Source organism: Veillonella sp. CHU740, assembly GCF_003992055.1.
Classification (GTDB): domain Bacteria; phylum Bacillota; class Negativicutes; order Veillonellales; family Veillonellaceae; genus F0422.
This window is the reverse complement of record NZ_RQVD01000005.1, coordinates 1-25,188: the sequence shown is the minus strand read 5'-3', so window position 1 is coordinate 25,188 and position 25,188 is coordinate 1. Positions and strand designations below refer to the sequence as shown.

The window sequence follows — 25,188 nt, the reverse complement described above, 5'->3', positions numbered from 1 at the left end:
TGCCGCGTTTTTTTGCAACAATATTATGTATGCTCTTTTATCAAAAAAAGAAAAGCCGAGGTACATCCCGGCTTACATTGCAAATAAAGTATATCCACGGTGGGGGGCACCATACTTATAGGTTCTCTCTTTAAAAATGATACTTCATTTTATGGCGGGGCGCGCCAACGGTAAAGTTCCTCGTTTTTAGAATGATAGAGCATTCTATGGTGGGGAGCACCAACGATAAAGTTCCGCACTTTTAGATATACATTTACAAGTTCATCCTATCACAGAAATATAGGCATGTCAATTATGATGAAGACCTATTTACTAATCGATTAACCATATTCTAGCATAGGTGTATCTATATAGAAGCTATACTTTGCATTTAATTTATTGTGTACTTTTATGTATAATAGATTACATATATCAATGTTGAAAAATAGGGAACGGAAGGAGTTACTATGGCAGATGAACGAGTAACGGATTTACAGCTGGATCATGCTGTACTAGGCTATACGGGTGTGCCAGGTGCCTATGCCTATGAAGTGTTACAGAATTTACTTTCAAAGTATAAAGAAAAAGGTGGGTCTATAGAGGGGCAACGAATTGAGCGATGTCAAAGTCACCGTGAGTTGGTACAGGCTGTTCATGAAGGGCGTATCGATTATGCCATATTGCCTATTGAAAATTCTATTGTTGGGGAGGTACGGGATAGTACGGACCTAATTAAAGATAAGAACATCCACATTGTAGGGGAAGTGCGCCATCGTATTAGTCATAGCTTACTAGGTGTACCAGGGGCGACATTAGATACGATTGAGGAAGTGTATTCTCACGAGCAAGCTCTCATGCAATGCTCTCAATTTTTGGCGACCCATAGTTCGTGGCAGTTGGGACCTATGAGTAATACAGCAGTGAGTGCTAAGTTTGTCAGTGACACTAGAGATGTAACAAAAGCATGCATAGCCAATGCATCCGCTCAAGAATTATACGGCCTCACACTATTGGCTCCCGATATTGCAAACTTTAAAGAAAACTATACAAGATTTTTCATCATTACCCATAAGGATGTGGTGATTCATAATGCACATAAACTGAGTATGATTGTGCAAACTCCGAATACGCCAGGCGCTTTGGTGAAAGTCCTTCGTGTCTTTGAAGACCATCAGCTAAATATGGTGAATATTAAATCCCGTCCTTCTATGCATACACCATGGGAATATTTTTTCTACATGGATATTGAAGGAGAAGGTCGACAGGTTGAATTGATGCAAGCGCTTGAGAAAGTACGTAATTTGACGGATTATTTACAAGTGTTAGGGCATTATAAAATTTATGACGTTTTATAAGTGTGTACGTTGTGGGCTATCTATTGTTATAGACGAGATAGTTAATAAAGAATGAGCAAGGAGCAAATTAATGAAAAAAGCAATACTTTCTTTTGTTTTAGGGGTAGTTGTTACTGCGGGTATCATGGGTGGTTTTTGGTACCATGATAGAGAACAGTATACGCGAACAATTCCAGCTGTAAGTGTACCACCTCAACTAGTACAAGTTGCTAATGGTACACAAGGTACTACAACGAATGGAACTGTGCCACAACAAGCAGGACAAGTAGCGCCACAACAAGCGCCTCAACAAGTGCAAATCACACAGGAGAAGGCTATTGAAATTTTCAAAGCGGCCTATCCAGACTATCGCATTGAAAAAGTAAAATTTGATACCGATCATGGTCGTGCTCATTATGAAATTGATGGCGAAACAATGACTCGTGACGTAGAAATCAAAATTGATGCAGTAACAGGTGAAATTTTCGCGGTAAAAGAAGATCATTAATCTAGTCATACATACAAGTTATGGATTCTGTGTCCTTTTCCATAGAAAAGAATGAAATATTTGCGCTCATTGCCGATGAACCGACAAGTGCTTTGAATGTACTTGCACAACAAGATATGATCAATATGCTCACATCGTTTGGAATAGAATAAGAGCGTATTGATATAAAAATACCTGAAGGATGTTTCATTAGGTATTTTTTAGCATATATAGATAGTTTGTAATTATAGATATTACATATTTATATGAAAATAGATATGTAGTATGTGGTGACATGATAGGCTGTTGGTGATAGAATTAAATTCAAATCCTTGTAAAACATTTGCAAAAATGCAATAATAAATAAGTAATCATATATTGGCTATTAGAAAATATTCGATATAATAACGTCACAAGATATATAAATAAACATTCATATAAAGGCGAAGTAAAAGTATAAGGAGATACGATGGAACGCATTTTTAAACTACAAAATTTGAATTGTGCCAATTGCGCTAGCGTGATTGAAGCAAAATTAAATCAACTAGAATCTGTGTCAGCAGCAACTTTCACGCTTGGCACTCAGCAATTGCGCATTACCTCTAGTATAGAAGATACAGACATGTTACGAGATCAAATCCAAGCGGTGTGCGATGCTACGGAAGATGGCGTAGTAGTGGTACCATTTGTGCGTGCACCTAAAAAAGCACAACAAGTAGATGATGACCATGAGCATAATTCTAGTTTAGTGGGGATTATTATAGGCGCTATCGTGATAGTGGTAGCAGAGTTTACAAATTGGGTGCCAGAGCAATACCTGACTCCATTATTAATTGTAACCTTTGTTGTACTAGGATGGCGCATTGTATGGGCAGCAATTAAAAATTTCATGAAAGGTAAATTATTCGATGAAAACTTCTTGATGTCTGTTGCTACTATTGGTGCGTTAATCATCGGTGAATATGTAGAGGCTGTTTGGGTTATGTTGTTCTTCCAAATGGGTATTTATTTTGAGGAACGTGCTACAGAACGCAGTCGTAATGCGGTTATGGATGCAGTGGATCTTCGTCCAGAAGAAGTGCGTTTAATCGTTTGTGATGGTAGCGTGCAGGTGGTGAATCCAGAAGATGTACAAGTAGGGTCTCATATCGAAATTCGTCCTGGTGATCGTATTCCATTGGATGGACGTATAGTAGAAGGTACTACGCGTATCGATACAGCAGCGGTAACTGGTGAACCAGTTCCGGTGAGCGCTACCGTAGGTACGGAAGTCATGTCTGGTTGTATCAATGTGGATGGGCGCATTGTCTTAGAAGTAACGCATGAATTAAAAGATTCCATGGTTATGCGCATTCTTGATGCTGTGGAACATGCAGCGGCATCGAAACCAAAGATTGATCGTTTCATTACTCGTTTCTCTCGCGTATATACGCCAATCGTAGTGGCATTGGCGATTATCGTTGCCGTAGTACCTCCTCTATTCACAGGAGAATGGCAATATTGGATTTATACAGCGTTAACATTCTTAGTAGTATCTTGCCCATGTGCTCTTGTATTGTCTGTGCCTTTGGCATTCTTCTCTGGTATTGGTGCTGGTTCTAAACAAGGTATCTTATTCAAAGGTGGCAAGGCGATCGAGGCTATGAGCCGTGTGAAAGCCATTGCCTTCGATAAAACAGGCACTATCACAACAGGCACTTTCAACGTACAAACAGTAGAAGTAACTGGTAACTATACAGAAAACGAAGTGTTGCAATATGCAGCAGCTCTAGAAGCTGGTTCTACACACCCGATTGCTATGTCCGTTGTAGAAGAAATACAACGTAGAGGAGTAGAGTTTACTACGGCTAAAGATGTAAAAGAAATCTCTGGTCATGGTATGGTAGGCATTGTAGAAGGCCATACCGTATTGGTTGGTAATGGTCGTTTATTAGAAACAGAACATGTAACGGTACCAACCATTGAACATGTATATGGTAGTGAAGTATTCGTAGCTATTGATGGTCAATATGTAGGTCGTATCGTCATTGCCGATGCTGTGAAAGAGGATTCTAAAGAGGCCATCCGTCGTATGAATGGAAAAGGATATCATACAGTGATGCTCACAGGTGATGTGGCATCCAGTGCGAACCATATTGCCCAAGAAGTAGGTATCCAAGGTGTGCGTGCCGAGTTATTACCACAAGATAAATTAGAAGTGGTGCAATCTCTTCGCAGCGAACATGGTTCTGTCATGTTCGTAGGTGATGGTATCAATGACGCGCCTGTGTTAACTGGTGCTGATGTAGGTGGTGCTATGGGGAGTGGTGCAGATTCTGCCATCGAAGCAGCAGACGTAGTATACATAAACTCCAACCTAGATTCCGTATGGCGTTCCTTAAATATTGCAGAACGTACCTTGTCCATTGCATGGCAAAATATTTTCTTCGCTATTGCTGTAAAAATTATCGTTATGGTGGCTGGTGTATTTGGCTTTGCAAATATGTGGGTGGCAGTTTTTGCAGATACAGGGGTATCCATTCTTTGCATCTTTAACTCTGTCCGTATTTTCTACAGTAAATAATATAAGTCCTCCTGCTAGCATGTACGCCCAACTATGTAGCAGGAGGCATTGTGATATCTTCCCCTCCTTGCAGTTATGCAAGACATATATCACTACATAATAACTATACAGTGAAGAGGACTTGGTCATTAGGCTAAGTCCTCTTTGTCGTGTAGGGGCATAGTCTACGAACTCATTTTGTCCTATAACCCTGCTTTTTTATTATCGATACAAGATGAAAAAAGATAAAAAATATAAAAAATATAAATGAATATACAATCATATGTTGACAAAATAGAAAATTATAGATATAATAAACATATGAACAAACACTCAAGTTTTAAAGCAGTGTTAAAACAAACTTTAAAACAAGTAGTAAGGTTACATATTATAATTTATAAGGAGATACGATGGAACGCATTTTTAAACTACAAAATTTGAATTGTGCCAATTGTGCTAGCGTGATTGAAGCAAAATTAAATCAACTAGAATCTGTGTCAGCAGCAACATTTACACTTGGTACGCAGCAATTACGTATTACATCTACTGTAGAAGATATGGATGCTTTGCAAGAACAAATCCAAGCGGTATGTGATGCTACGGAAGATGGTGTAGTAGTGGTACCATTTGTGCGTGCATCTAAAAAAGCACAACAAGCAGAGGATGACCATGAGCATAATTCTAGTTTAGTGGGGATTATTATAGGCGCTATCGTGATGGTGGTAGCAGAGTTTACCAATTGGGTGTCTGAGCAATATATGATTCCATTGATGGTGGTGACTTTTGTTATACTAGGATGGCGCATTGTATGGGCAGCAATTAAGAATGGTATGAAAGGTAAACTGTTCGATGAAAATTTCTTGATGTCCATTGCTACTATTGGTGCGTTAATCATTGGTGAATATGCAGAGGCAGTTGGGGTTATGTTGTTCTTCCAAGTGGGCATTTATTTTGAGGAACGTGCTACAGAACGCAGTCGTAATGCGGTTATGGATGCAGTGGATCTTCGCCCAGAAGAAGTGCGTTTAATCGCTTGTGATGGCAGCGTGCAGGTGGTGAACCCAGAAGATGTACAAGTCGGATCTCATATCGAAATTCGTCCTGGTGATCGTATTCCATTGGATGGTCGTGTTGTAGAAGGGACTACACGTATCGACACAGCAGCGGTAACTGGTGAACCAGTTCCTGTGAGTGCTACGGTAGGCACTGAAGTGATGTCTGGTTGCATCAATGTAGATGGTCGCATTGTCTTAGAAGTAACGCATGAATTAAAAGATTCCATGGTTATGCGTATTCTAGATGCTGTGGAAAATGCAGCAGCATCGAAACCAAAGATTGATCGTTTTATTACTCGTTTTTCTCGTGTATATACGCCAATCGTAGTGGCATTGGCAATTATCGTTGCCGTGGTACCACCTTTATTCACAGGAGAATGGCAATATTGGATTTATACAGCTTTAACATTCTTAGTAGTATCTTGCCCATGTGCTTTAGTGTTATCTGTGCCATTGGCATTCTTCTCTGGCATTGGAGCTGGTTCTCGACAAGGTATCTTGTTCAAAGGTGGTAAAGCAATCGAGGCTATGAGCCGTGTGAAAGCGATTGCATTTGATAAAACTGGTACCATCACAACAGGTACTTTCAACGTACAAACTGTAGAAGTAGCTGGTAAGCATACAGAAAACGAAGTATTGCAATATGCAGCAGCCTTAGAAGCTGTTTCTACACACCCAATTGCGATGTCTATCGTAGAAGAAGTACAACGTAGAGGGGTAGAGTTTACTACGGCCAAGGATGTAAAAGAAATTTCCGGTCACGGCATGGTAGGCACCGTAGAGGGTCATACTGTATTAGTCGGCAATGGTCGTTTGTTGGCGAAAGAAAATATTGCAACGCCATTGATTGATTATGTGTATGGTAGCGAAGTATTCGTAGCTGTTGATGGTCAATACGTAGGCCGTATCATCATCGCTGACGCTTTAAAAGCTGATTCCAAGGAAGCCATTCGTCGCATGAATGGAAAAGGATATCAAACAGTGATGCTCACAGGTGATGTGGCAGCTAGTGCGAAGTATATTGCTCAACAAGTAGGTATCCAAGGAGTACGTGCTGAGTTATTACCACAAGATAAATTAGAAGTGGTGCAATCTCTTCGCAACGATCATGGTTCTGTCATGTTCGTAGGCGATGGCATCAACGATGCGCCTGTATTGACAGGGGCTGATGTAGGTGGTGCTATGGGTAGTGGTGCAGATTCTGCCATCGAAGCAGCAGACGTAGTATACATGAATTCTAACCTAGAGTCTGTATGGCGTTCTTTAAGTATTGCGGATCGTACTTTGTCTATTGCTTGGCAAAATATATTCTTTGCTATTGCTGTAAAAATCATCGTTATGGTAGCAGGCGTATTTGGTTTTGCCAACATGTGGGTAGCTATCTTTGCAGATACAGGGGTATCCATTCTTTGTATCTTGAACTCTATTCGTATTTTCTACAGTAAATAATATAAGTCCTCCTGCTAGCATGTACGCCCTACTATGAAGCAGGAGGCATTGTGATATTTTCCCCCTCCTTGTAGTCATACAAGGTACATATCACTACATAATAACTATACAGCAAAGAGGACTTAGTCATGAGGCTAGGTCCTTTTTGTTAGAAACTTTCACAAGAAATCATAAAAAAATTGACGAATTGGCCTCGATTGATTAAGATAAAGGGTAGGGTTATTAAGACGTTAAGGAGGTGTCACATGTTAACGGTACACAAACACGTAGAGGGGGAATTGTTTACAGATTCCACTGTACAAGATGCTACAAAAGGTTCATGGATAAATTTGGTGAACCCAGACCCCGATGAGTTGGCTATCGTCAATATGATGACACAGATTCCAACGGATGTATTGAAAGCCGCTTTAGATACGGAAGAACGGTCTCACGTGGAAATTGAAGATGAATATATCTTTGTCGTTATTAATATTCCAGTGCTGCGCGGATCTGACGTATATGATGCCGTACCATTAGGTATTTTCGTAACAGAAGATTTTTTCATTACTGTATGTTTAGAAGAAGCAGAAGTGCTCTATCCATTCTTGAGCAATCAGATGCCGACGTTCTATACTTATAAAAAGACACGGTTTTTATTCCAAATCATGTATCGCACAGCCGTATTATATTTACGTTACTTGCAACAAATTGATCGCCGTACCGATGATATTGAAAAGAAACTGCGCCATACAACACGTAATAAAGATTTGTTCCAACTCTTAGAGTTGCAAAAGTCTATGACGTACTTTACCTCTGCTTTGCGTGGTAATGGAACAGTGATGGAACGCATTTTGCGGATTCGTCGTCATGATGATGTACGATACTTACTAAAAATGTACGAAGAAGATGAAGACCTATTAGAAGATGTGATTATCGAAAACAAGCAGGCCGTGGAAATGGTTGAAATGTATTCCAATATTTTAATGAACATGATGAATGCCTTTACATCTATCATTTCTAACAATTTAAACCTAGTTATGAAATTATTGGCAGCCATGACGATTATGTTAGCGGTGCCGACAGCGATATTTAGTTTATGGGGCATCAATGTGCCTGTTCCATTTGCAGATACTCCATATGGTTTTGAGTATGTCATAGGCATTGGTATTAGTTTTGCGGCACTGGCAGGCTATTGGCTTTGGAAAAATGATTTCTTTTAATTGCATAATACAATATAACACACCTAAGGGGCTAACCTCTTAGGTGTTTTTTGTGTCGTTATTCAGGTTAACTATGAAAGTTTTTTATATCTACCTTTGAAAATCATGAATATTATACAAAGTGAATAAAATTACTATATAGATATTTTTCAATTTGTGTAAAAACAATGATTGAAAATGATATAAATCACAGATAAATGCCTATAAATGTACACTTTCAAACAAGCATGCATTCCATGTCTTGCAATATTCACATTAGTCATTTGACAATTTTGATAAAAGAAATTAACATATTTATGTAATATCTATAATATAGTTGGGCGTAGATATTGACTATGAATGCCTTAAATAAGGGAAGAATATTTTGGGGAAGATATTGCTAAAAGTTGTATAGGGTTATGGGCAAGATGGAGCAAGATTGTCTAAACTATAGCCCTTGCTAACTTAATGTAGATCCACCCAAAGGGTGGTTTTTCTTTTTTTGGTATGTATTAATTACATCAATGTATGCTCACTAACATTAAGGAAAGGATGTGGATGATTGAAAACCATATTAAGTAAGGTGTCACAATTGCTAGTCACATTAATTGGGGTTACATTTTTGACATTTTGCTTGACCTACATTGCTCCTGGGGATCCAGCTTTGATGGTATTGGAAGCAGGGGACACCATTGTGTCACAGGAAATGATTGATGCTACACGAAAAGAAATGGGCTTAGATCGTCCATTCATGGAACAGTATGTGCGCTGGGTAGCAGGTGCCGTACAAGGTGATTTAGGAACCTCCTATTCTGGTAAAAAAGCAGTTACAGAAAAATTATCGGAAGGTTTGGGTGCGACGGCACTATTAGCAGTATCAGCCTTTATATTGAATGTGCTCATTTCCATACCAATGGGGATTTATTCGGCGGTGAAAGCGAATAAACTGCCCGACTTTATTATTCGCTTCTTTGCCTTTGTGAATGTATCGATGCCAAGTTTCTGGTTAGGTATGATTTTACTGTACATCTTTGGTTTGAAATTGCACTGGGTGCCGATTGCGACGTCTACGATTAGTTTCAAAGCATTGATTTTACCAGCAATTACACTTGCCGGTGTGATGGCTGCTAAGTTTACGCGTCAAGTACGGACTGTGATCATTGAAGAGCTACATCAAGATTATGTGATGGGTGCTAGAGCTCGTGGTATGAGTGAGTCTCAAATTCTGTGGAAGCACGTGTTGCCAAATGCTTTATTACCTTTAATTACAATTATGGGTATGGGGATTGGTTGGTTACTAGCTGGTTCTGCGGTGATTGAAATCGTATTTTCTTGGCCAGGAATGGGTAAAATGGCAGTCTATGCCATCGCTATGCGTGACTATCCACTCATTGAGGGCTTTGTATTGTGGATTGCTCTTGCGTACACAGTGATTAATTTCTTAGTCGATATTTCGTACTCTATATTAGATCCACGATTGAAAGCGAGGGGATAAGATGAAAGACTTTATATTGCAGCATAAACGATTCTCTTTCTATTCCCTCTTAGTGGCTATTGTAGTGGGAATTGCTATATTTGCTCCTTATATTACACCGCATGATGCGTTCAATGCAGATATGTCGAAAGCATTTTTAAAACCTTCTGCACAGCATTTGATGGGGACGGATAAATTGGGACGTGACACGTTCTCCCGTATTATTTACGGTACACAAACTTCCTTGTTCATGACTATCATCCTTGTTATCTTAACAGCCGTTGTTGGTACAGTAGTAGGAATCTTGTCGGGTTTCTTTGGAGGTAAAGTAGAATTAGTATTGATGCGCTTTACAGACATTATGTTGTCTTTCCCAGGAGTGGTACTGGCTATCGCCATTGCCGGAATTATGGGTGGTAGTGCCATCAATGCGATCTTGGCTCTCGTAGTGGTGAGCTGGGCGAAATATGCACGACTTATACGGTCTGCAGTCATCAAACTTCGCCATAATGACTTTATTGCGGCAGCTAGAGTGAATGGTACGAAGCAATTTACTATTTTATGGCGCCATGTATTGCCGAATGTATTGCCTTTAATCGTGATTACGGGGGCGATGGACATCGGTACGATGATGATGGAAATTGCGGGTCTTTCCTTTTTGGGATTTGGGGCACAGCCACCAACACCAGAATGGGGCTTAATGCTCAATGAGAACCGTCAATATATTTTATCGTCACCAGAGTTAATGTTATATCCAGGTATGGCAATTTTTATTGTCGTAACGATTTTTAACTTGTGGGGCGATTCACTGCGAGATATTTTAGATCCTCGTAGTACAGACTCTCATTAAAATGTGTTAGTAACAAGTTTTGTAGAAAGGAACTTAAGATGAAACAAAGTTGGAAAAAGTGGCTTCGTAATGCTACATTTGGCGTTATGGCCGTAGCAGCATTAGGTGTGATTGCAGGTTGTGGTAGCGATAACAATGGACCTGCAGACAAAAGTGTAGTAAAATTCGGTGTTACAAACTTCGCTGACACATTAGAACCTACACAAAACTACTTCGGTTGGGTAGTTATGCGCTATGGTATTGGCGAAACTTTGGCTAAATTTGACGATAAAATGAACACGCAACCTTGGTTGGCTGAAAGTTGGTCTGTATCTGACGATAAATTGACTTGGACTTTCAAAATTAGTGATAAAGCAAAATTCTCCAATGGTAACAAAGTAACAGCAGAAGCCGTAAAAGAATCTATTGAGCGTGCTTTCGAGAAAAATAAACGTGCTGCTACATTCTTCAAATACACAGATATCAAAGCAGAAGGTCAAAACTTGATCATCACTACTGATAAAGCATATCCAAATGTACCTGGTTTCTTAGCTGACCCATTATTCATCATCGTAGATGTGTCTGCTGAAAAAGCGGGTCGTGACTTCGCAAAAGAAGGCCCTATCGGTACTGGCCCATACAAAGTGAAATCTTTCACGAAAGAAAAAGCTGTTGTAGAAGCTAACGAAAACTACTGGGATGGTGAAGTTCCTTTCAAAACAGTAGAAATCCCATCTATCGATGACCCTACAACTCGTGCGTTGGCATTACAAAATGGTGACGTAGACTTCGCAGTTAATATCGGTGCTGGCGACCTTGAATCCATGCGTAATGACAGCAAATTTAAAGTAGATGAAATTGCTTCCTTACGTACTGTATTAGCTCGTATCAACCAAAAAGGTGTACTAGGTGACGAAAAAGTTCGCGCTGCTTTCATCAGTGGTACAGATCGTGAATCCTACAACAAAGTATTGTTAAAAGATACATTTATTCCTGGTAAAGCTCCAATTCCACCAAGCTTGGATTATGGATTTGATAGCTTGAAAGACCCTAATGCGTACAACCCTGAGCGTTCTAAACAATTATTGGCAGAAGCAGGTTGGAAAGATACTGATGGAGATGGTTACGTAGATAAAGATGGCAAAAACTTAGAAGTGCGCTTCGTAGTATATAACAGCCGTCAAGAGCTTCCTATCTATGCAGAAGCTGTTCAATCGGACATGAAAAAAATCGGTATCAAAGTAAACATCGAATCCGTGGACTATAACTTAATCGATAAAATGGGTATCGATGGGGACTATGACTTGTTGATCTCCAACATCGTAACAGCGAATACTGGTGACCCTGAAATCTTCTTGAAATGGTACTGGAAAACTAACATGAACGGTGAAAATCCTCAAAATGGTTCCGGTTACAGCAACCCTAAATTTGATGAAATCATGGATCAATTAGCAGTTGAATTCGACAAAACTAAACGTCAAAGCTTAATTATCGAAGCACAACAAATCTTATTGAATGATGGTGCGGCATTGTTCTTAGGTTACCCTAAAACAAACATCGTCAACAATACTTGGTTAACAAATGTAGTGATGTACCCAACAGACTACTACTGGTTGACTAAAGACGTAAAACCAGCAAAATAATCCTTTGCAGATGTCCGCAACAATCGGGAGGCACTTTGCCTCCCCTTGTTGTATGTATGAAATAGTAACTTTCACTAGCATCTCTGAGAACTAAGTAGAAAGGATATATATGTTACTTGATATTAAAAATTTAGCAGTTACCTATGGAAATAATCCGAAGCCAACAATTTCTGGGGTGAACTTGACCTTGGAAGAGGGAGAGATTGTTTCCATTGTTGGGGAATCTGGTAGTGGTAAAACTACAGTTATCCGTGCACTGCTTGGCGTATTGCCAAATACAGGTCGGGTATCAGAAGGAAGTATCACCTTTGATGGACAAGATCTATTGGCATTTTCAACCAAAGATTGGTTAGATCTACGAGGCAATCATATTGCTATGATTTTCCAAGATAGTGGCAATATGATGAATCCTATTCAAACAATCGGAAAGCAATTTGTAGAGTTCATTCAACTACATAGTACAATGTCGAAACAAGAAGCTGAGACAAAAGCGATTGAGATGTTGGCCCGTACAAACTTGCCACACCCTGAAGCGATTATGAAATCCTATCCGTTTGAACTCAGCGGTGGTATGCGTCAACGTGTAGGGATTGCGATGGCTATTACGTTCTCACCTAAATTATTATTGGGAGATGAACCTACGTCGGCATTAGATGTGACGACACAAGCGCAAATTGTAGAAGAATTATTACGTATCAATCGTGAAAATAAAACATCTATGATTATTGTGACTCATAATATCGGTGTGGCGGCTCATATGTCTGATAAAATTGTGGTTATGAAGCAAGGGGCTGTCGTAGAATATGGAACAGCTGAGGAAATCATTCGTAACCCACAAGCGGAGTATACGAAACAATTACTCAATGCAGTGCCAGAAATTGGAGGGAAACGCTATGTCTGAGATTATAATGCAAATTCAAGATATTGTGAAAGAATTCCCTTTAGCTGACGGTTCTACTTTGCGTGCTTGTAATGGTATTTCTATCGATGTGGAAAAGGGGAAAACCCTAGCTATCGTAGGCGAATCTGGTTGTGGTAAATCTACGTTGGTAAAAACAATCATGAACATGCATGCACCTACTTCTGGATCGGTTATGTTTCGCGGTAAGGATATTACGAAATTAAAAGGTGAAGAAAAGCGCCAAAACTATCGTCATATTCAAATGGTATTCCAAGATCCAACAGCTGCCTTTAATCCGAAGATGAAAGTACGTGATATCATCTGTGAACCGTTGCGTAATTTTGGATTAATTAATAAAGCTGATGTGGATGCAAAAGCTAAAGAATTGTTAAAAATGGTAGACCTGCCAGAAGACTTTGCTGGTCGCTATCCGAACAATATGAGTGGTGGACAACGGCAACGTGTGGCCATTGCCAGAGCCTTGGCATTGGAGCCAGAAATTATTGTCTGCGATGAAGCTACAAGTGCTCTTGACGTATCTGTACAAGATACCATCATCGAACTATTGGTGCGCTTACAAAAAGAAAAAGGTATTACCTACTTATTTATCTGTCATGATTTGGCATTAGTCCATTTATTCTGCCATAATGTTGTGGTTATGTATAAAGGGGAAGTAGTGGAACGTCTCAGTGGAGATGCTTTAGCAGAAGCGCAGCATCCATATACAAAACAATTATTGAGTGCCGTTTATAACTTAGATCGGTAATCAGTTGGCGATAGTAATATTCAACAACTGAATAGATTGTTTTGCAAAGTAGTACAAAATCTATGAATAATGGATATTTGTTAAACATGAATACTTTTTGATATAATGATTGTATCAAAAGGTGTGCAAATAGAATGTTTCAAGGGGAGCGCCGTAAGGGGCTCCTCTTTTTTATGAGGGTACTATGGAAGAACGATTGACCTATAAAGACTATTTAAAAGTGACGATTCCATTTATGATTTCTACGGTGACTCAACCTTTATTAGGGGCCGTGAATACTGCGATTATGGGGCATATGGACAATGCAATGTACATTGCAGCTGTAGCCCTAGGAGTTATCTTATTTAACAATATGTATTGGCTCTTTGGATTCTTGCGAGTAGCAACCACTGTATTTTCTGCACAGGCTTTGGGAGAACAATCGAAGGAAAGTACATCCTTAAGCTTTTTTCGCCCTCTCATCATTGCCTTGCTGATTAGCGTGGCCTTTATTATTGGGTATCCTTGGATATTTGATTACTATGCAAGCTTTATGCATCCCGACCCAGAGGTGATTGCTCTGATGGCAGACTATACAGATATTTTAATCTGGGGAGCTCCTTTCGTACTGGTCAACTATGTAACATTAGGATGGCTCATGGGGCAGATGATGATTCGTGCCACAATGATTATGCAAATCTCTATGAACTTGCTAAATATGGGTCTATCATTTCTCTTTGTATTTGGCTTTGGTTTCGGTGTGAAAGGGGTTGCTTGGGCGTCCTTTATTTCCCAAGTCTATGCATCCTTAGTAGGGCTAGGTGCTATGTACTTAGTACGTGACCGATTAGACCTAACGTCCCAAATATGGAATACTCTAAAACAGGTGAAACCATTCCTATCTATCATGAAAGTCAACACAGACCTTATGCTTCGTACATTCTGTTTATTGACCATAAACAATTTGTTTGCTAAAGCAGGCAGTGCTATGGGCAGTGATGTGTTAGCCACGAATGCAGTCATCTTGGAGATTATCTTCATCATGGCATACTTCACAGATGGACAGGCTAATGGGGTTAGCGTATTTACAGGCAAAGCTTTTGGAAAACGAGACTTGGTGCTTTGGAAAGATACCTTGAAAATTTCCTTAGTCTGTTTAGCCGTGTACGTGGTGATCGTAGAAGTGGTGTTAGGATTATTCCGTAACGATGCTATTATGCTTATGACCTCAGTACCAGAGATTTACACGATGGCCTTGGAATATTCCCATTATCTATTGCTCTATCCTATCTGTGCAGCAGTAGGATTATTATTATATGGTATGTACAATGGTATCGGTCAGACTGCATCTGTCCGGAATATGATGTTTATTGCGGTTATCTTCTTCGTGGGTATGCAAGAATTGCTTATCCCTCTATTTGGTAATGACGGCATATGGATGACTTATGTGCTCACGTACCTATTAGAATCTATCATTTTAGTGTTGTTCTTGCCGTTAGCAAAAAAACGGTTTTCCTTGTCGGTGTAGTATATTTCTGATGAAGTTGCTATTTTACAAAGTATCGTAATCGATAGTAGATGGATGCTTTATATTCTAGTTGGCACATACTATGAAGAATATCATAATGATAAGTAAAAAGGTATACAGTTGATGTTATAATAACAAGGCGCTACCGATGAGCGAGGTTGCTCAAGGTAGCGCCTTGTTGTATGTACGGAATTATTCGTGTTGATGTTCTAAGATCAATGGCTCTGTAATATGGTAAAAGTACCGTGACATATCTTCGATAGAGTACTGGCGATTTGTTTCTAACCACCATAGGACCATTTCCACGAAGGATCCTGCAATATGGTTAGAAATGAAATCATGAGGGATATTATTATGTGGACATGTTTGGTTGTTTAAAAAATGACTTTGGATGAGTTCTTTTAAACTATTCTTGAAGTGGCGAAGGAAGAGTTCATTACTTTCACAGGAAAGAAGCCCTAAAATATTATTGTCATTATCCTCTAAATGCTGCAAGATGTGGAGGAAGATGGCCTCCTTGATATGGCTGTTTTTGTATAAACCATGAGCATGAGAGAAGTCTGAAGCAGTATCGATAATATGCGAGAATAGTTCTTGACATAGAGCTTCTAATAAATCCTCTTTCGTTTCAAAATGGGCATAAAATGTGCTGCGCCCAATCAGGGCTTCATCAATAATGTCTTGCACAATGATAGAGTTGTAACTTTTATGTTCTAAGAGTCTTACAAAGGCATCAAAAATGGCTTTTCTAGTTTTTACTTGTCGCTTATCCATCGTTTCTCCTTACACATATGAATCAAACAAAATGAGATACTTGTTCAATATTGGATACTTTTTTATATATGTTCTGTAAATAACAAAATAGAAAAAGTGATTCTTGTAAATTTTCTCAATTCCCTTATACTAGTAGTATATCATAAGTAACAAAGTGTTTCATATCTTTGTATATATGAATATATCATAAGATGATGAGTTGAAAGAATCTATGACTATATCATAGACGGTTATGGAACTCATTAGTGGTATAGATTGTTAAGGAGAGAGGATGTGTTCTTATGTTAGAACGAATTGATGAGATGTTGAGTAGCAGAGCAACGACAGTGATTACAGGAGCTATGTTTTTAGCCATTGTTTTGCACACCACATTTGATGTGCCTAGTTGGATTCACACATCATGGATAACGGTGATGACATACCAAGCAGGTCTATAGTTGTAACATGCATTTTCTTGTGGTATACTAACCTTATAATTGAATAAATTCGATATAATAGATCGATTCGATGAAAGGAGTATAACATGAAAGAAATTTTAGGTTTCCATTTACATCATTGCCCATATTGTGCTAACGCATTCCGCGCTATTGAAGAACTTCAAGCAGAAAACCCTGCTTTCAAAGATATCAAAATTAACTGGGTAGAAGACCAAGACGCAGTGGAATTGTTCAAAACACATCCATATGAATACTATCCAAATTTATGGTTTGATTTGGACAAACAATATGAAGCACAACCAGGTGAAAGTTACGAACAAACAAAAGCGTTGATTAAAGCTGTGTTCGAGAAAGCAATTCAATAGAACTGTTGATTTCACTTTGCTGAAAAATACTATATAATAAGAGCAGATGCCGTTACGTGCATCTGCTTTTTTCTGATATAGACCGCAGTCTCCAGCAGGCTGTGGAAGGAGGATATATGTTAAATTTTGTAGCCTTAGACTTTGAAACGGCTAATGAAAGTAAAAATAGTGCTATCTCTTTGGCGGTTGTCACCGTAGAAGATGGTCGTATTACAAAACGCGGATACAGTTTGATAAAACCGCCGGTGATGCAGTTTAACCAAGAGTTTATCGGCATCCATGGTATTCAACCAGAAGAGGTGCTCAATAAACCGACATTTGACCAATTATGGCCGGCTATTTACAACAATCATTTAAAAGGAAAACTATTAGTGGCTCACAATGCCAAATTTGATATTGATGTATTGCGAGCTACCTTAGATCATTACAATATAGAGTGGCCGGACTTAGAATATACTTGTACCGTACGTATTACGCGCAAAGTATGGCCAGATCTTGTGAACCATCGACTCAATACATTGGGTGGCTTTTTAGGTATTACTTTTAATCATCATAATGCCCTCGATGACTCTGAGGTGTGCGCCAAAGTTGCTATCGCAGCAGCGAAAGAAAAACATGTGGACTCCTTAAAAGGATTACTACATGTGCTCAACATGAAGACCGATTCGTTCATCACAGATGAACGACGGGCTCAAATGGAAGTCAAACAAAGCGGTACACAAGACGCATTCTTTTAGTGTGGGATAGTGCCTATTAAGACTATTCATAGGTAAGGAAAGCTTGTATATCTATTACATTTAGTCATACTATATTAGCCCTCTTCCAATAAGCCCCATATGATTTACTCATAATCTATGGGGTATTTAGAGTTTTATATAAATTGATACTGAAGTAACAAGAAACCGGTGTCATATTCCCCTGAACGAACATTCAGAATGCAGTGAGAGAAGGGGGATGTGGCGCCGGTTTTGTGTCTAATAAGGGAAAAATTGTGATAAAAATCATGCTGCTCATCAGATTATGAGTAAATTACATAACTTATTATTTAATTAAGTATTGAAAAAAATGTTAAAATATGAAAGAATAGAACTATATAAAAAATTATCCTTATAGTAATTAAATTATAAATCCATAGATAGGAGGTATTCCATGTCGGAATTACGCTGGAATCCTTTATTGCGGACTTGGACAATGGTCGCTTCAAACCGTAAAGCACGCCCAACGATGCCAAAGGATTGGTGCCCATTCTGTCCGGGTATTAACAAAAAAGTCCCTGCAGATTATGATGTGTTGAAATATGATAATGATTTTCCTGCCTTGACGCAAACGCCAGAGGCACCTTATGAAGATGGCAATGACTTTTATAAAAGCCAAGAGAACTATGGGAAATGTGAAGTTATCTTATATTCTCCAGAACACACTGCTAAGTTTTACGAACTATCGGAAGAACACATTGTTAAATTGCTAAACCTCATTAAAGAGCGTCATAGCGAATTAGTAAAAGATGAAAAGATTAAATATATTTATCCTTTTGAGAATAAAGGCGAAGCGGTAGGCGTAACGATGCCTCATCCGCATGGTCAATTATATGGTTACTCCTTTGTACCACAAAAATTACAAGTAGAGTTAGAGAGTGCCAAAGATCATCATCATGAGCATGGAGAATGCTTATTCTGTAAGATGAATCAAGTAGAGAAGGAAAAGGATGCTCGTATTGTGGGTGAAAATGACTCCTTCTTGGCGTATATTCCGTTCTTTACAGATTATCCCTATGGTGTGTTCGTAGTTCCTAAACGACATATAAATTACATTACAGACTGTAATGAAAAAGAAACGAAAGACTTGGCACACATGTTAAAAACATTAACGGAAGCCTTTGATCGTTTGTTCGATATGCCATTCCCATATATGATGGTATATCACCAAAATCCAGTGAATAGTTCTGAATATGAAGGTCATGAAGAATATTATCACTTTAATATTCAATTCTACCCACCATTCAGAGAAGCAAATAAAATCAAATACTATGCATCTTCAGAAATGGGAGCATGGGCAGCAGCCAATACAAGTGCTGTAGAAGAAACAGCACCAGAATTGCGCAAATTATATAGTGAGGTTGAACAATCTAATGGTTAAAGAAGAATTACAACAGCGATTTCTTTCCTTTTTTGGAGAGGGTCCTGGTGATGTACACTGTTATTTCGCTCCAGGTCGAGTGAATGTAATTGGGGAACATCAAGATTATAACGGTGGACATGTATTCCCAGCAGCATTAAAAGTGGGTATCCACGGAGCTATTCGTTTACGCGAAGATAATAAAGTACGTTTACACTCTGATAACATGGAAAAAACTGTGATTGTCGATGTAAACGAACAGTTCCAATACAATATTGAACACGATTGGGCTAACTATCCATTGGGAATTATCCAATTTTTAAAAGATAAAGGACATACTGTACCAGGCATGGATATTTACTTTAATGGTAACTTACCAGCAGGAGCAGGTTTGTCTTCCTCCGCATGTATGCTAGATTTGACTGGATATATGTTGCTTTCAGAGTTGGGATTGACACCGATTGATCGAACAGAATTAGCAAAAATGGCCATGCATGTTGAATACCATTTCGTAGGTGTAAAAGTAGGCATCATGGATATGTATGCTATTGCTCATGGTAAGGAAGGCCATGGTGTATTATTAGATTGCACAAAAATGGAACGCAAATTAGTTCCTTTAAACTGGCATGGCTATACATTGATTATCATGAATACAAATAAACAACGTGGACTTGTAGATTCTAAGTTCAACGAACGCAAAGGCCAATGTGATGCAGCTTTAGAAATCGTTCAAAAGCATAAAGATGTATCTGGATTATCCTTAGCTACATTAGAAGATTTAGAGTCTATTACAGATGATGTCTTGAAACGTAGAGCACGTCACGTAGTCACTGAAAATATACGAGTGTTAGACTTTATGAAAGCATTGGAAGCAGCTGATTTAACCAGCATTGCTCATTGCTTGAATGAGTCTCATAGATCCTTGCAAGTAGATTTTGAAGTAACAGGAAAAGAATTAGACACGATTGTTACTATTGCACGCGCACAAGAGGGCTGTATTGCGTCTCGCATGACAGGTGCAGGATTTGGTGGATGTGCAATTGCTCTTGTAAAAGATGAACACGTAGAGGCGTTTATGAGAGCTCTTCCAGAAGAGTACGAGAAACAAATTGGTGTTACCCCTAATCTATACATTGCAGATATCGGTGATGGGGTGTATTCGATGTAAAGGAGATAGAATCATGGTAAAGCCACAGATTAGCAATGATGAAATAATTTTGAATTACATCAGGCGTCATGGCCCTGTATCAAAGGCATTGATTGCTAGACAGACTAAGATCACTCCTCCTACAGTGACTAATATTTGTGCGAACTTGATTCGTCAAGGATTGGTCTATGAAGATCGTCAAGAACGGTCTGCGTTAGGAAGGCCATCGATGTTGTTGGGCTTTAATACCGATATTGAAACTATCTTGATTGTACATGTTAGAACCCATGCGATTGTGTATTATGTGACGACGGTGGGTCAGCGTATTTTATATCAGGCTGAGACATCTATCATTGGATGTACGGCAGATGAAATTATGCAACATATGTATAAAGATATGCAGGAACTTTTCAATGGAGACTATGCAATCAAAAGTATTGGCTTGGTTTTGAGAGGACCTGTAGATTCTAGTAAAGGAATTTCCATTTACTCACCAAATGGAAAGTGGAATAATATTCCATTTAAGTATATCTTAGAAGAACGATTCCACGTGCCTGTATATGTAGAAAACGATGTTCGTTGTTTATCAACGGGTGAATATTATTTTGGCAGTGGTAAAGAGATGGATAACTTAATTGTCCTTAAATTTAGTTATGGATTAGGTGTATCCTTGATTTACCACGGTGAGCTGTATCGTGGAGTGAACGATAGTGCTGGCGAAATAGGATATGGTGTGATACGGTTGGATGAAAAAGGCAATGAGGTTCGTTTAGAAGACATTGCATCAGAAACTTCCATTCATACCTATGTATTAGAACAGATGGAAAAGGGCCGATACACATCGGTACAAGATAATCCATTAGTGACCAGTAAAGCCTTTCGCGTTGAGCCTATTTATGAAGCGGCAGTAGAAGGGGACGAAGTGTGTTTGGAAGCTTTATCTCGGGTAGGCCATTACTTAGGTATTGCACTGGCGAATATTGCGAATTTATTTAATCCAGAACGGATTATTTTAAGCAGTGCTATGGGCAATGCAGTAGGTGTGATGGACCCTATACTTAGAGGAGTATTAGAACGCAATTCGTATAAGACACACGCGATTAATCTTGAGTATTCCGGCAATGGTTCTTATTATACATTGCTAGGAATGATTGATATCGTGAGTGCAAAACGAGCTGAAGAAGCTTGGTTAGGGTAGGTACCACGACTAGACAACTAGTCTTATAGGTATAGAGGATATCTAATTAAGGAGGATATTATTATGAAACGATCTTGGAAAGCAGCGTTGCTAGCATCAGCAGCAGTAGGTGCACTTGTGTTAGGTGGTTGCGGAAGCGATCAAGGAGCGAGCGGTGACAAACCTCAAATTGGGGTTGCTATTTACAAATTTGATGACACTTTCATGAGTGGCGTTCGTGCAGAAATTGACAAAGCCGCTAAAGATAAAGCGAAAGTGGATATCGTAGATAGCCAAAACTCTCAACCAACACAAAACGAAAAGATTGACTTATTCATCAATAAGAAGTACAAAGCAATCGGCGTTAACGTTGTAGACCGTACAGCAGCAGGCGTTATTATTGATAAAGCTAAAGCAGCTAATATTCCATTGGTATTCTTAAACCGTGAACCATTAAAAGAAGATATGGCTAAATGGGACAAAGTATACTATGTAGGCGCAAAAGCTGAACAAAGTGGTGAAATGCAAGGTAAAATCTTAGCAGATTACTTCAAAAAACATCCAGAAGCATACCATAGCAATGATGGTGTTATCCACTATGTAATGATCACTGGTGAACCAGGTCACCAAGATGCGGTGCTTCGTACACAATACTCTGTAGAATCCCTTAAAAAAGAAGGTATGAAAGTTGAAGAGTTAGCTAGTGATACAGGTATGTGGGACCGCGTTAAAGGTCAAGAAAAAATGGCAGCGTTCTTAAGCCGTTACGGCGACAAAATCGATGCTGTTATCTGTAACAATGACGACATGGCATTAGGCGCTATCGAAGCGTTGAAAGCAGCAGGTTACTTCACAAATGGCAAATACATTCCAGTAGTAGGCGTTGATGCTACAACTCCAGCAGTACAAGCGTTGAAAGACGGCACATTATTGGGTACAGTATTAAACAATGCTAAAAAACAAGGTCAAGCTGTATTCAATCTTTCCTATGTGTTAGCTAAAGGCGAAACACCTAATAAAGATAATGTAGGTTTTGAAATTGTTGATGGTAAATATATTTGGGTACCTTACGAAATCGTAACGAAAGAAAATGCGGATAAGATTTTAGGTGACAAATAAGAAAATGCAGTAAGGGGGCATTTTGCCCCCTTAATTATCTGATTAGTAGGAGGAAAATGTATGGGCGAGTACATATTAGAAATGCGCCAAATTACGAAGGAATTTCCTGGCGTAAAGGCCTTGGATAATGTCACTTTCAAAGTCCGACCAGGCACCGTACATGCTCTAATGGGAGAGAATGGCGCAGGGAAGTCTACTCTTATGAAATGCCTGTTCGGTATTTATAAGCCTGATCAAGGGGACGTTGTCATTGATGGCGAAGTAGTAGAAATGACAGATTCCCGAAAAGCTCTTGGAATGGGAATTTCCATGATCCATCAAGAGTTATACCCTGTATTACAGCGTAATGTTATGGAAAATCTATGGTTAGGTCGATTCCCAACCAAAAAAATTGGTCCTTTTACATTTGTGGACCATAAAAAAATGAAAGAAGACACACTAGCCTTGTTTAATGAAATCGATGTAGATATCGATCCAGAACAATTAGCTGGTGATTTATCTGTTTCTAAGCTACAAAATATTGAGATTGCAAAAGCAGTTTCTCACCAATCTAGAATTATTGTTATGGATGAACCTACCTCTTCCTTAACGAGTGATGAAGTAGAACATCTCTTCAAAATCATTAACTCCTTGCGCAAAAAAGGGGTTGCAATTATATATATTTCTCATAAAATGGAAGAAATCCTACGCATATCTGATGAAGTAACGATTATGCGTGATGGTCAATATATAGGAACTTGGCATGCTGATGAACTGACTACAGACCTGATTATTCAACGAATGGTAGGTCGTGAAATGACGCAGTTATTCCCTGAAAAAACAAATACTCCATCAGAAGAAGTACTTCGCGTGGAGAATTTGACATCTATACACCCACACTCTTTTAAAGATGTAAGCTTTTCTCTTCGTAAAGGTGAAGTGCTTGGTATAGGTGGTCTTGTAGGGGCGCAGCGTACAGAAGTTATCGAAGCATTATTTGGACTCAGAGGCCTTCAAGAGGGTAAGATTTACTTGCACGATAAGGAAGTGCACATCCGCCATCCACGAGATGCGAAAAAATTGGGTATGGCATTGCTTACAGAAGAGCGCCGTACAACAGGCATCTTCCCGATGCTCACCATTGTAGATAATACGACAATGGCGGCGTTGCCAAAATACGAGAATAAGTTTAAATTGTTAAACGACAATAAACGACTAGACGATACAAAAGAGGGTGTTGCCTCCTTGCGAGTGAAAACACCATCTACAGAAACGAAAATTCAAAGTCTTTCTGGGGGTAACCAACAAAAGGTATTGATTGCCCGTTGGTTAAATACGAATCCAGAAATCCTACTCTTGGATGAACCGACACGGGGCATCGATGTAGGAGCGAAATATGAAATTTATTCCATTATTAATGAACTAGCGAGTGCTGGTAAAAGTATCATCATGATTTCCTCAGAAATGCCTGAGTTATTGGGTATGAGTGATCGCATTATGGTGATGAGTAATGGATATATGAGTGGCATCTTGGATGCCCATGAAGCGACAGAAGAAAAAATAATGGAACTAGCAACAGCTGGTTTAGTCTAGGAGGTATCGTATGAGCCAAGGTAAATTAGGAAAGTTTCTTTCCCAGAATATTATCTATTTGGTACTAGTAGTACTAGTAGCGGCTATTTCTATGTATAGCCCGAACTTTTTATCCGTCACAAGTTTTCGTGACATTTTAATTCAGTCTTCCCCACGTATTATCATTGCATTAGGTTCTGCTATGATTTTGATCACCGCAGGATGTGACTTATCTGCAGGTCGTGTGGTTGGTTTGACTGCTGTGGTGTCTGCATCTTTAACACAATTGCCAGATTATCCACGCCCGTTTTTTGAACATTTACCAGAATTGCCTTTAATTCTACCAATCGTGATTGCTATCGTGGTGGGTGCTATCATCGGTTTAGTTTCTGGTGTGATCGTAGCGTATTTAAAAATCGTACCATTTATTTCCACATTAGGTACTATGGTTATTACCTACGGTATTTGTTCCTTGTATTTTGATATGGAACCAAATAACTCCCAACCAATCGGTGGTTTACGTCCAGAGTTTACGCAAATTGGTACAGGTTCTTTAGACCTAGGATTTATGACAATTCCATACATTGTTATTATCGCTGCAGTGATTTCTTTAATTATGTATGTGGTATATAACAAAACAATTCTTGGTAAAAACATGTTTGCCATTGGGGGTAACCCACAAGCAGCTGTCGTATCCGGTATCAACGTAGCAGTAACACTAGTGATTATCTACGTTATTGCTGGCGCTTTGTATGGCGTAGGTGGTATTTTGGAAGCAGCTCGTACTGGTGGTGCTACTAACAACTATGGTAATATGTACGAGTTAGATGCTATCGCAGCATCTGTTGTAGGTGGTGTATCTATCACTGGTGGTATCGGTACTGTACCTGGTATCATCGCAGGTGTGTTAATCTTTACAGTTATTAACTACGGTTTAACATTCGTTGGTATGGGACCATACTGGCAATTGATTATAAAAGGTTTAATCATTGTCGTAGCGGTTGCCTTCGACGTACGTAAATCTATGGCACGCAAATAATCGAATACTGAATTCATTAGCCCTCGGCTTTCACAGGATTGTGAAAGTCGGGGGTTTTGTGTTACCTTCAAATGTTGGAAGCTTAGATTGAAACTCATTACAGTATCTTGTAATGAGTTTTTGTAATATTTAATATTGTAGGAGATATTTTAAATAGATTCCACAAAATGTATATAATCAAATAAATGTAGATTATTATCCAATTGGAAAAATTATTCGAATTGTATATTATATATTTCGTGAATTTTATAAATTATGAATATATCTTTGTTTGGTGTAATTGTTTATGTTATGAATAGAAAAATAGAATATAATTTTTT

General features: G+C 38.9%; 21 protein-coding genes. 20 read left to right on the top strand and 1 reads right to left on the bottom strand.

Features of this window, described 5'->3' with window-relative positions:
- The first annotated feature begins 446 nt into the window (after positions 1-446).
- The 11 genes from pheA to EO115_RS04055 all read left to right on the top strand — a co-directional run bounded on the left by pheA (position 447) and on the right by EO115_RS04055 (position 15,144).
- A complete protein-coding gene (gene pheA / locus EO115_RS04105; RefSeq protein WP_126937720.1) occupies positions 447-1,334 on the top strand; it encodes a prephenate dehydratase in 888 nt (295 codons plus the stop codon).
- Between the two features lie 70 nt (positions 1,335-1,404).
- On the top strand, positions 1,405-1,821 hold the full coding sequence (locus tag EO115_RS04100; protein WP_126937719.1) for a PepSY domain-containing protein: 417 nt from the start codon (positions 1,405-1,407) through the stop codon (positions 1,819-1,821).
- A 448-nt stretch (positions 1,822-2,269) separates the two neighbouring features.
- On the top strand, positions 2,270-4,363 hold the full coding sequence (locus EO115_RS04095) for a heavy metal translocating P-type ATPase (protein WP_126937718.1): 2,094 nt from the start codon (positions 2,270-2,272) through the stop codon (positions 4,361-4,363).
- A gap of 389 nt (positions 4,364-4,752) precedes the next feature.
- A complete protein-coding gene (locus EO115_RS04090; RefSeq protein WP_126937717.1) occupies positions 4,753-6,846 on the top strand; it encodes a heavy metal translocating P-type ATPase in 2,094 nt (697 codons plus the stop codon).
- A gap of 245 nt (positions 6,847-7,091) precedes the next feature.
- On the top strand, positions 7,092-8,045 hold the full coding sequence (locus tag EO115_RS04085) for a magnesium transporter CorA family protein (RefSeq protein ID WP_126937716.1): 954 nt from the start codon (positions 7,092-7,094) through the stop codon (positions 8,043-8,045).
- Positions 8,046-8,586: 541 nt separating this feature from the next.
- A complete protein-coding gene (gene nikB, locus EO115_RS04080) occupies positions 8,587-9,519 on the top strand; it encodes a nickel ABC transporter permease (RefSeq protein WP_126937715.1) in 933 nt (310 codons plus the stop codon).
- Position 9,520: 1 nt separating this feature from the next.
- Positions 9,521-10,348 carry a nickel transporter permease gene (gene nikC / locus EO115_RS04075; protein ID WP_126937714.1) on the top strand — a complete coding sequence of 276 codons (828 nt, stop codon included), beginning with the start codon at positions 9,521-9,523 and terminating at the stop codon, positions 10,346-10,348.
- 38 nt (positions 10,349-10,386) lie between these two features.
- Complete coding sequence (locus EO115_RS04070; RefSeq protein ID WP_206168429.1) at positions 10,387-11,970, top strand: ABC transporter substrate-binding protein; 1,584 nt, start codon at positions 10,387-10,389, stop codon at positions 11,968-11,970.
- A gap of 109 nt (positions 11,971-12,079) precedes the next feature.
- A complete protein-coding gene (locus EO115_RS04065) occupies positions 12,080-12,871 on the top strand; it encodes an ABC transporter ATP-binding protein (RefSeq protein ID WP_126937713.1) in 792 nt (263 codons plus the stop codon).
- Positions 12,864-13,637, top strand: a complete 774-nt coding sequence (locus tag EO115_RS04060; RefSeq protein ID WP_126937712.1) for an ABC transporter ATP-binding protein — start codon at positions 12,864-12,866, stop codon at positions 13,635-13,637. The genes EO115_RS04065 and EO115_RS04060 overlap by 8 nt, the downstream gene beginning before the upstream one ends.
- Before the next feature lie 184 nt (positions 13,638-13,821).
- Positions 13,822-15,144 carry an MATE family efflux transporter gene (locus EO115_RS04055; RefSeq protein WP_126937711.1) on the top strand — a complete coding sequence of 441 codons (1,323 nt, stop codon included), beginning with the start codon at positions 13,822-13,824 and terminating at the stop codon, positions 15,142-15,144.
- Positions 15,145-15,336: 192 nt separating this feature from the next.
- Here EO115_RS04055 and EO115_RS04050 read toward each other — a convergent pair whose 3' ends face one another.
- Positions 15,337-15,918, bottom strand: coding sequence for a TetR/AcrR family transcriptional regulator (locus tag EO115_RS04050; RefSeq protein WP_126937710.1), 582 nt, complete (start codon positions 15,916-15,918; stop codon positions 15,337-15,339).
- A 281-nt stretch (positions 15,919-16,199) separates the two neighbouring features.
- Between EO115_RS04050 and EO115_RS08385 the strand changes: the two genes are divergently transcribed.
- The 9 genes from EO115_RS08385 (at position 16,200) to mglC (ending at position 24,868) form a co-directional block, all read left to right on the top strand.
- Positions 16,200-16,355 carry a hypothetical protein gene (locus EO115_RS08385; protein WP_164724048.1) on the top strand — a complete coding sequence of 52 codons (156 nt, stop codon included), beginning with the start codon at positions 16,200-16,202 and terminating at the stop codon, positions 16,353-16,355.
- 86 nt (positions 16,356-16,441) lie between these two features.
- Positions 16,442-16,720: a glutaredoxin gene (locus EO115_RS04045; RefSeq protein WP_126937709.1), complete on the top strand. Its 279-nt coding sequence runs from the start codon at positions 16,442-16,444 to the stop codon at positions 16,718-16,720.
- Between the two features lie 116 nt (positions 16,721-16,836).
- Positions 16,837-17,457, top strand: a complete 621-nt coding sequence (locus EO115_RS04040) for a 3'-5' exonuclease (protein WP_126937708.1) — start codon at positions 16,837-16,839, stop codon at positions 17,455-17,457.
- Between the two features lie 412 nt (positions 17,458-17,869).
- Positions 17,870-18,856 (top strand): galactose-1-phosphate uridylyltransferase, encoded by a 987-nt coding sequence (gene galT / locus EO115_RS04035; protein ID WP_126937707.1) that lies wholly within the window; start codon positions 17,870-17,872, stop codon positions 18,854-18,856.
- Positions 18,849-20,003, top strand: a complete 1,155-nt coding sequence (locus EO115_RS04030; RefSeq protein ID WP_126937706.1) for a galactokinase — start codon at positions 18,849-18,851, stop codon at positions 20,001-20,003. The genes galT and EO115_RS04030 overlap by 8 nt, the downstream gene beginning before the upstream one ends.
- Positions 20,004-20,016: 13 nt before the next feature.
- On the top strand, positions 20,017-21,180 hold the full coding sequence (locus tag EO115_RS04025) for an ROK family transcriptional regulator (protein ID WP_240628936.1): 1,164 nt from the start codon (positions 20,017-20,019) through the stop codon (positions 21,178-21,180).
- 63 nt (positions 21,181-21,243) lie between these two features.
- The gene (locus EO115_RS04020) at positions 21,244-22,278 is read left to right on the top strand and encodes a galactose ABC transporter substrate-binding protein (protein WP_126937705.1); all 1,035 of its coding nucleotides are present in this window, start codon (positions 21,244-21,246) and stop codon (positions 22,276-22,278) included.
- Between the two features lie 60 nt (positions 22,279-22,338).
- Positions 22,339-23,850 carry a sugar ABC transporter ATP-binding protein gene (locus EO115_RS04015; RefSeq protein WP_126937704.1) on the top strand — a complete coding sequence of 504 codons (1,512 nt, stop codon included), beginning with the start codon at positions 22,339-22,341 and terminating at the stop codon, positions 23,848-23,850.
- A gap of 10 nt (positions 23,851-23,860) precedes the next feature.
- Complete coding sequence (gene mglC, locus EO115_RS04010) at positions 23,861-24,868, top strand: galactose/methyl galactoside ABC transporter permease MglC (RefSeq protein ID WP_009353422.1); 1,008 nt, start codon at positions 23,861-23,863, stop codon at positions 24,866-24,868.
- Positions 24,869-25,188: the final 320 nt, after the last annotated feature.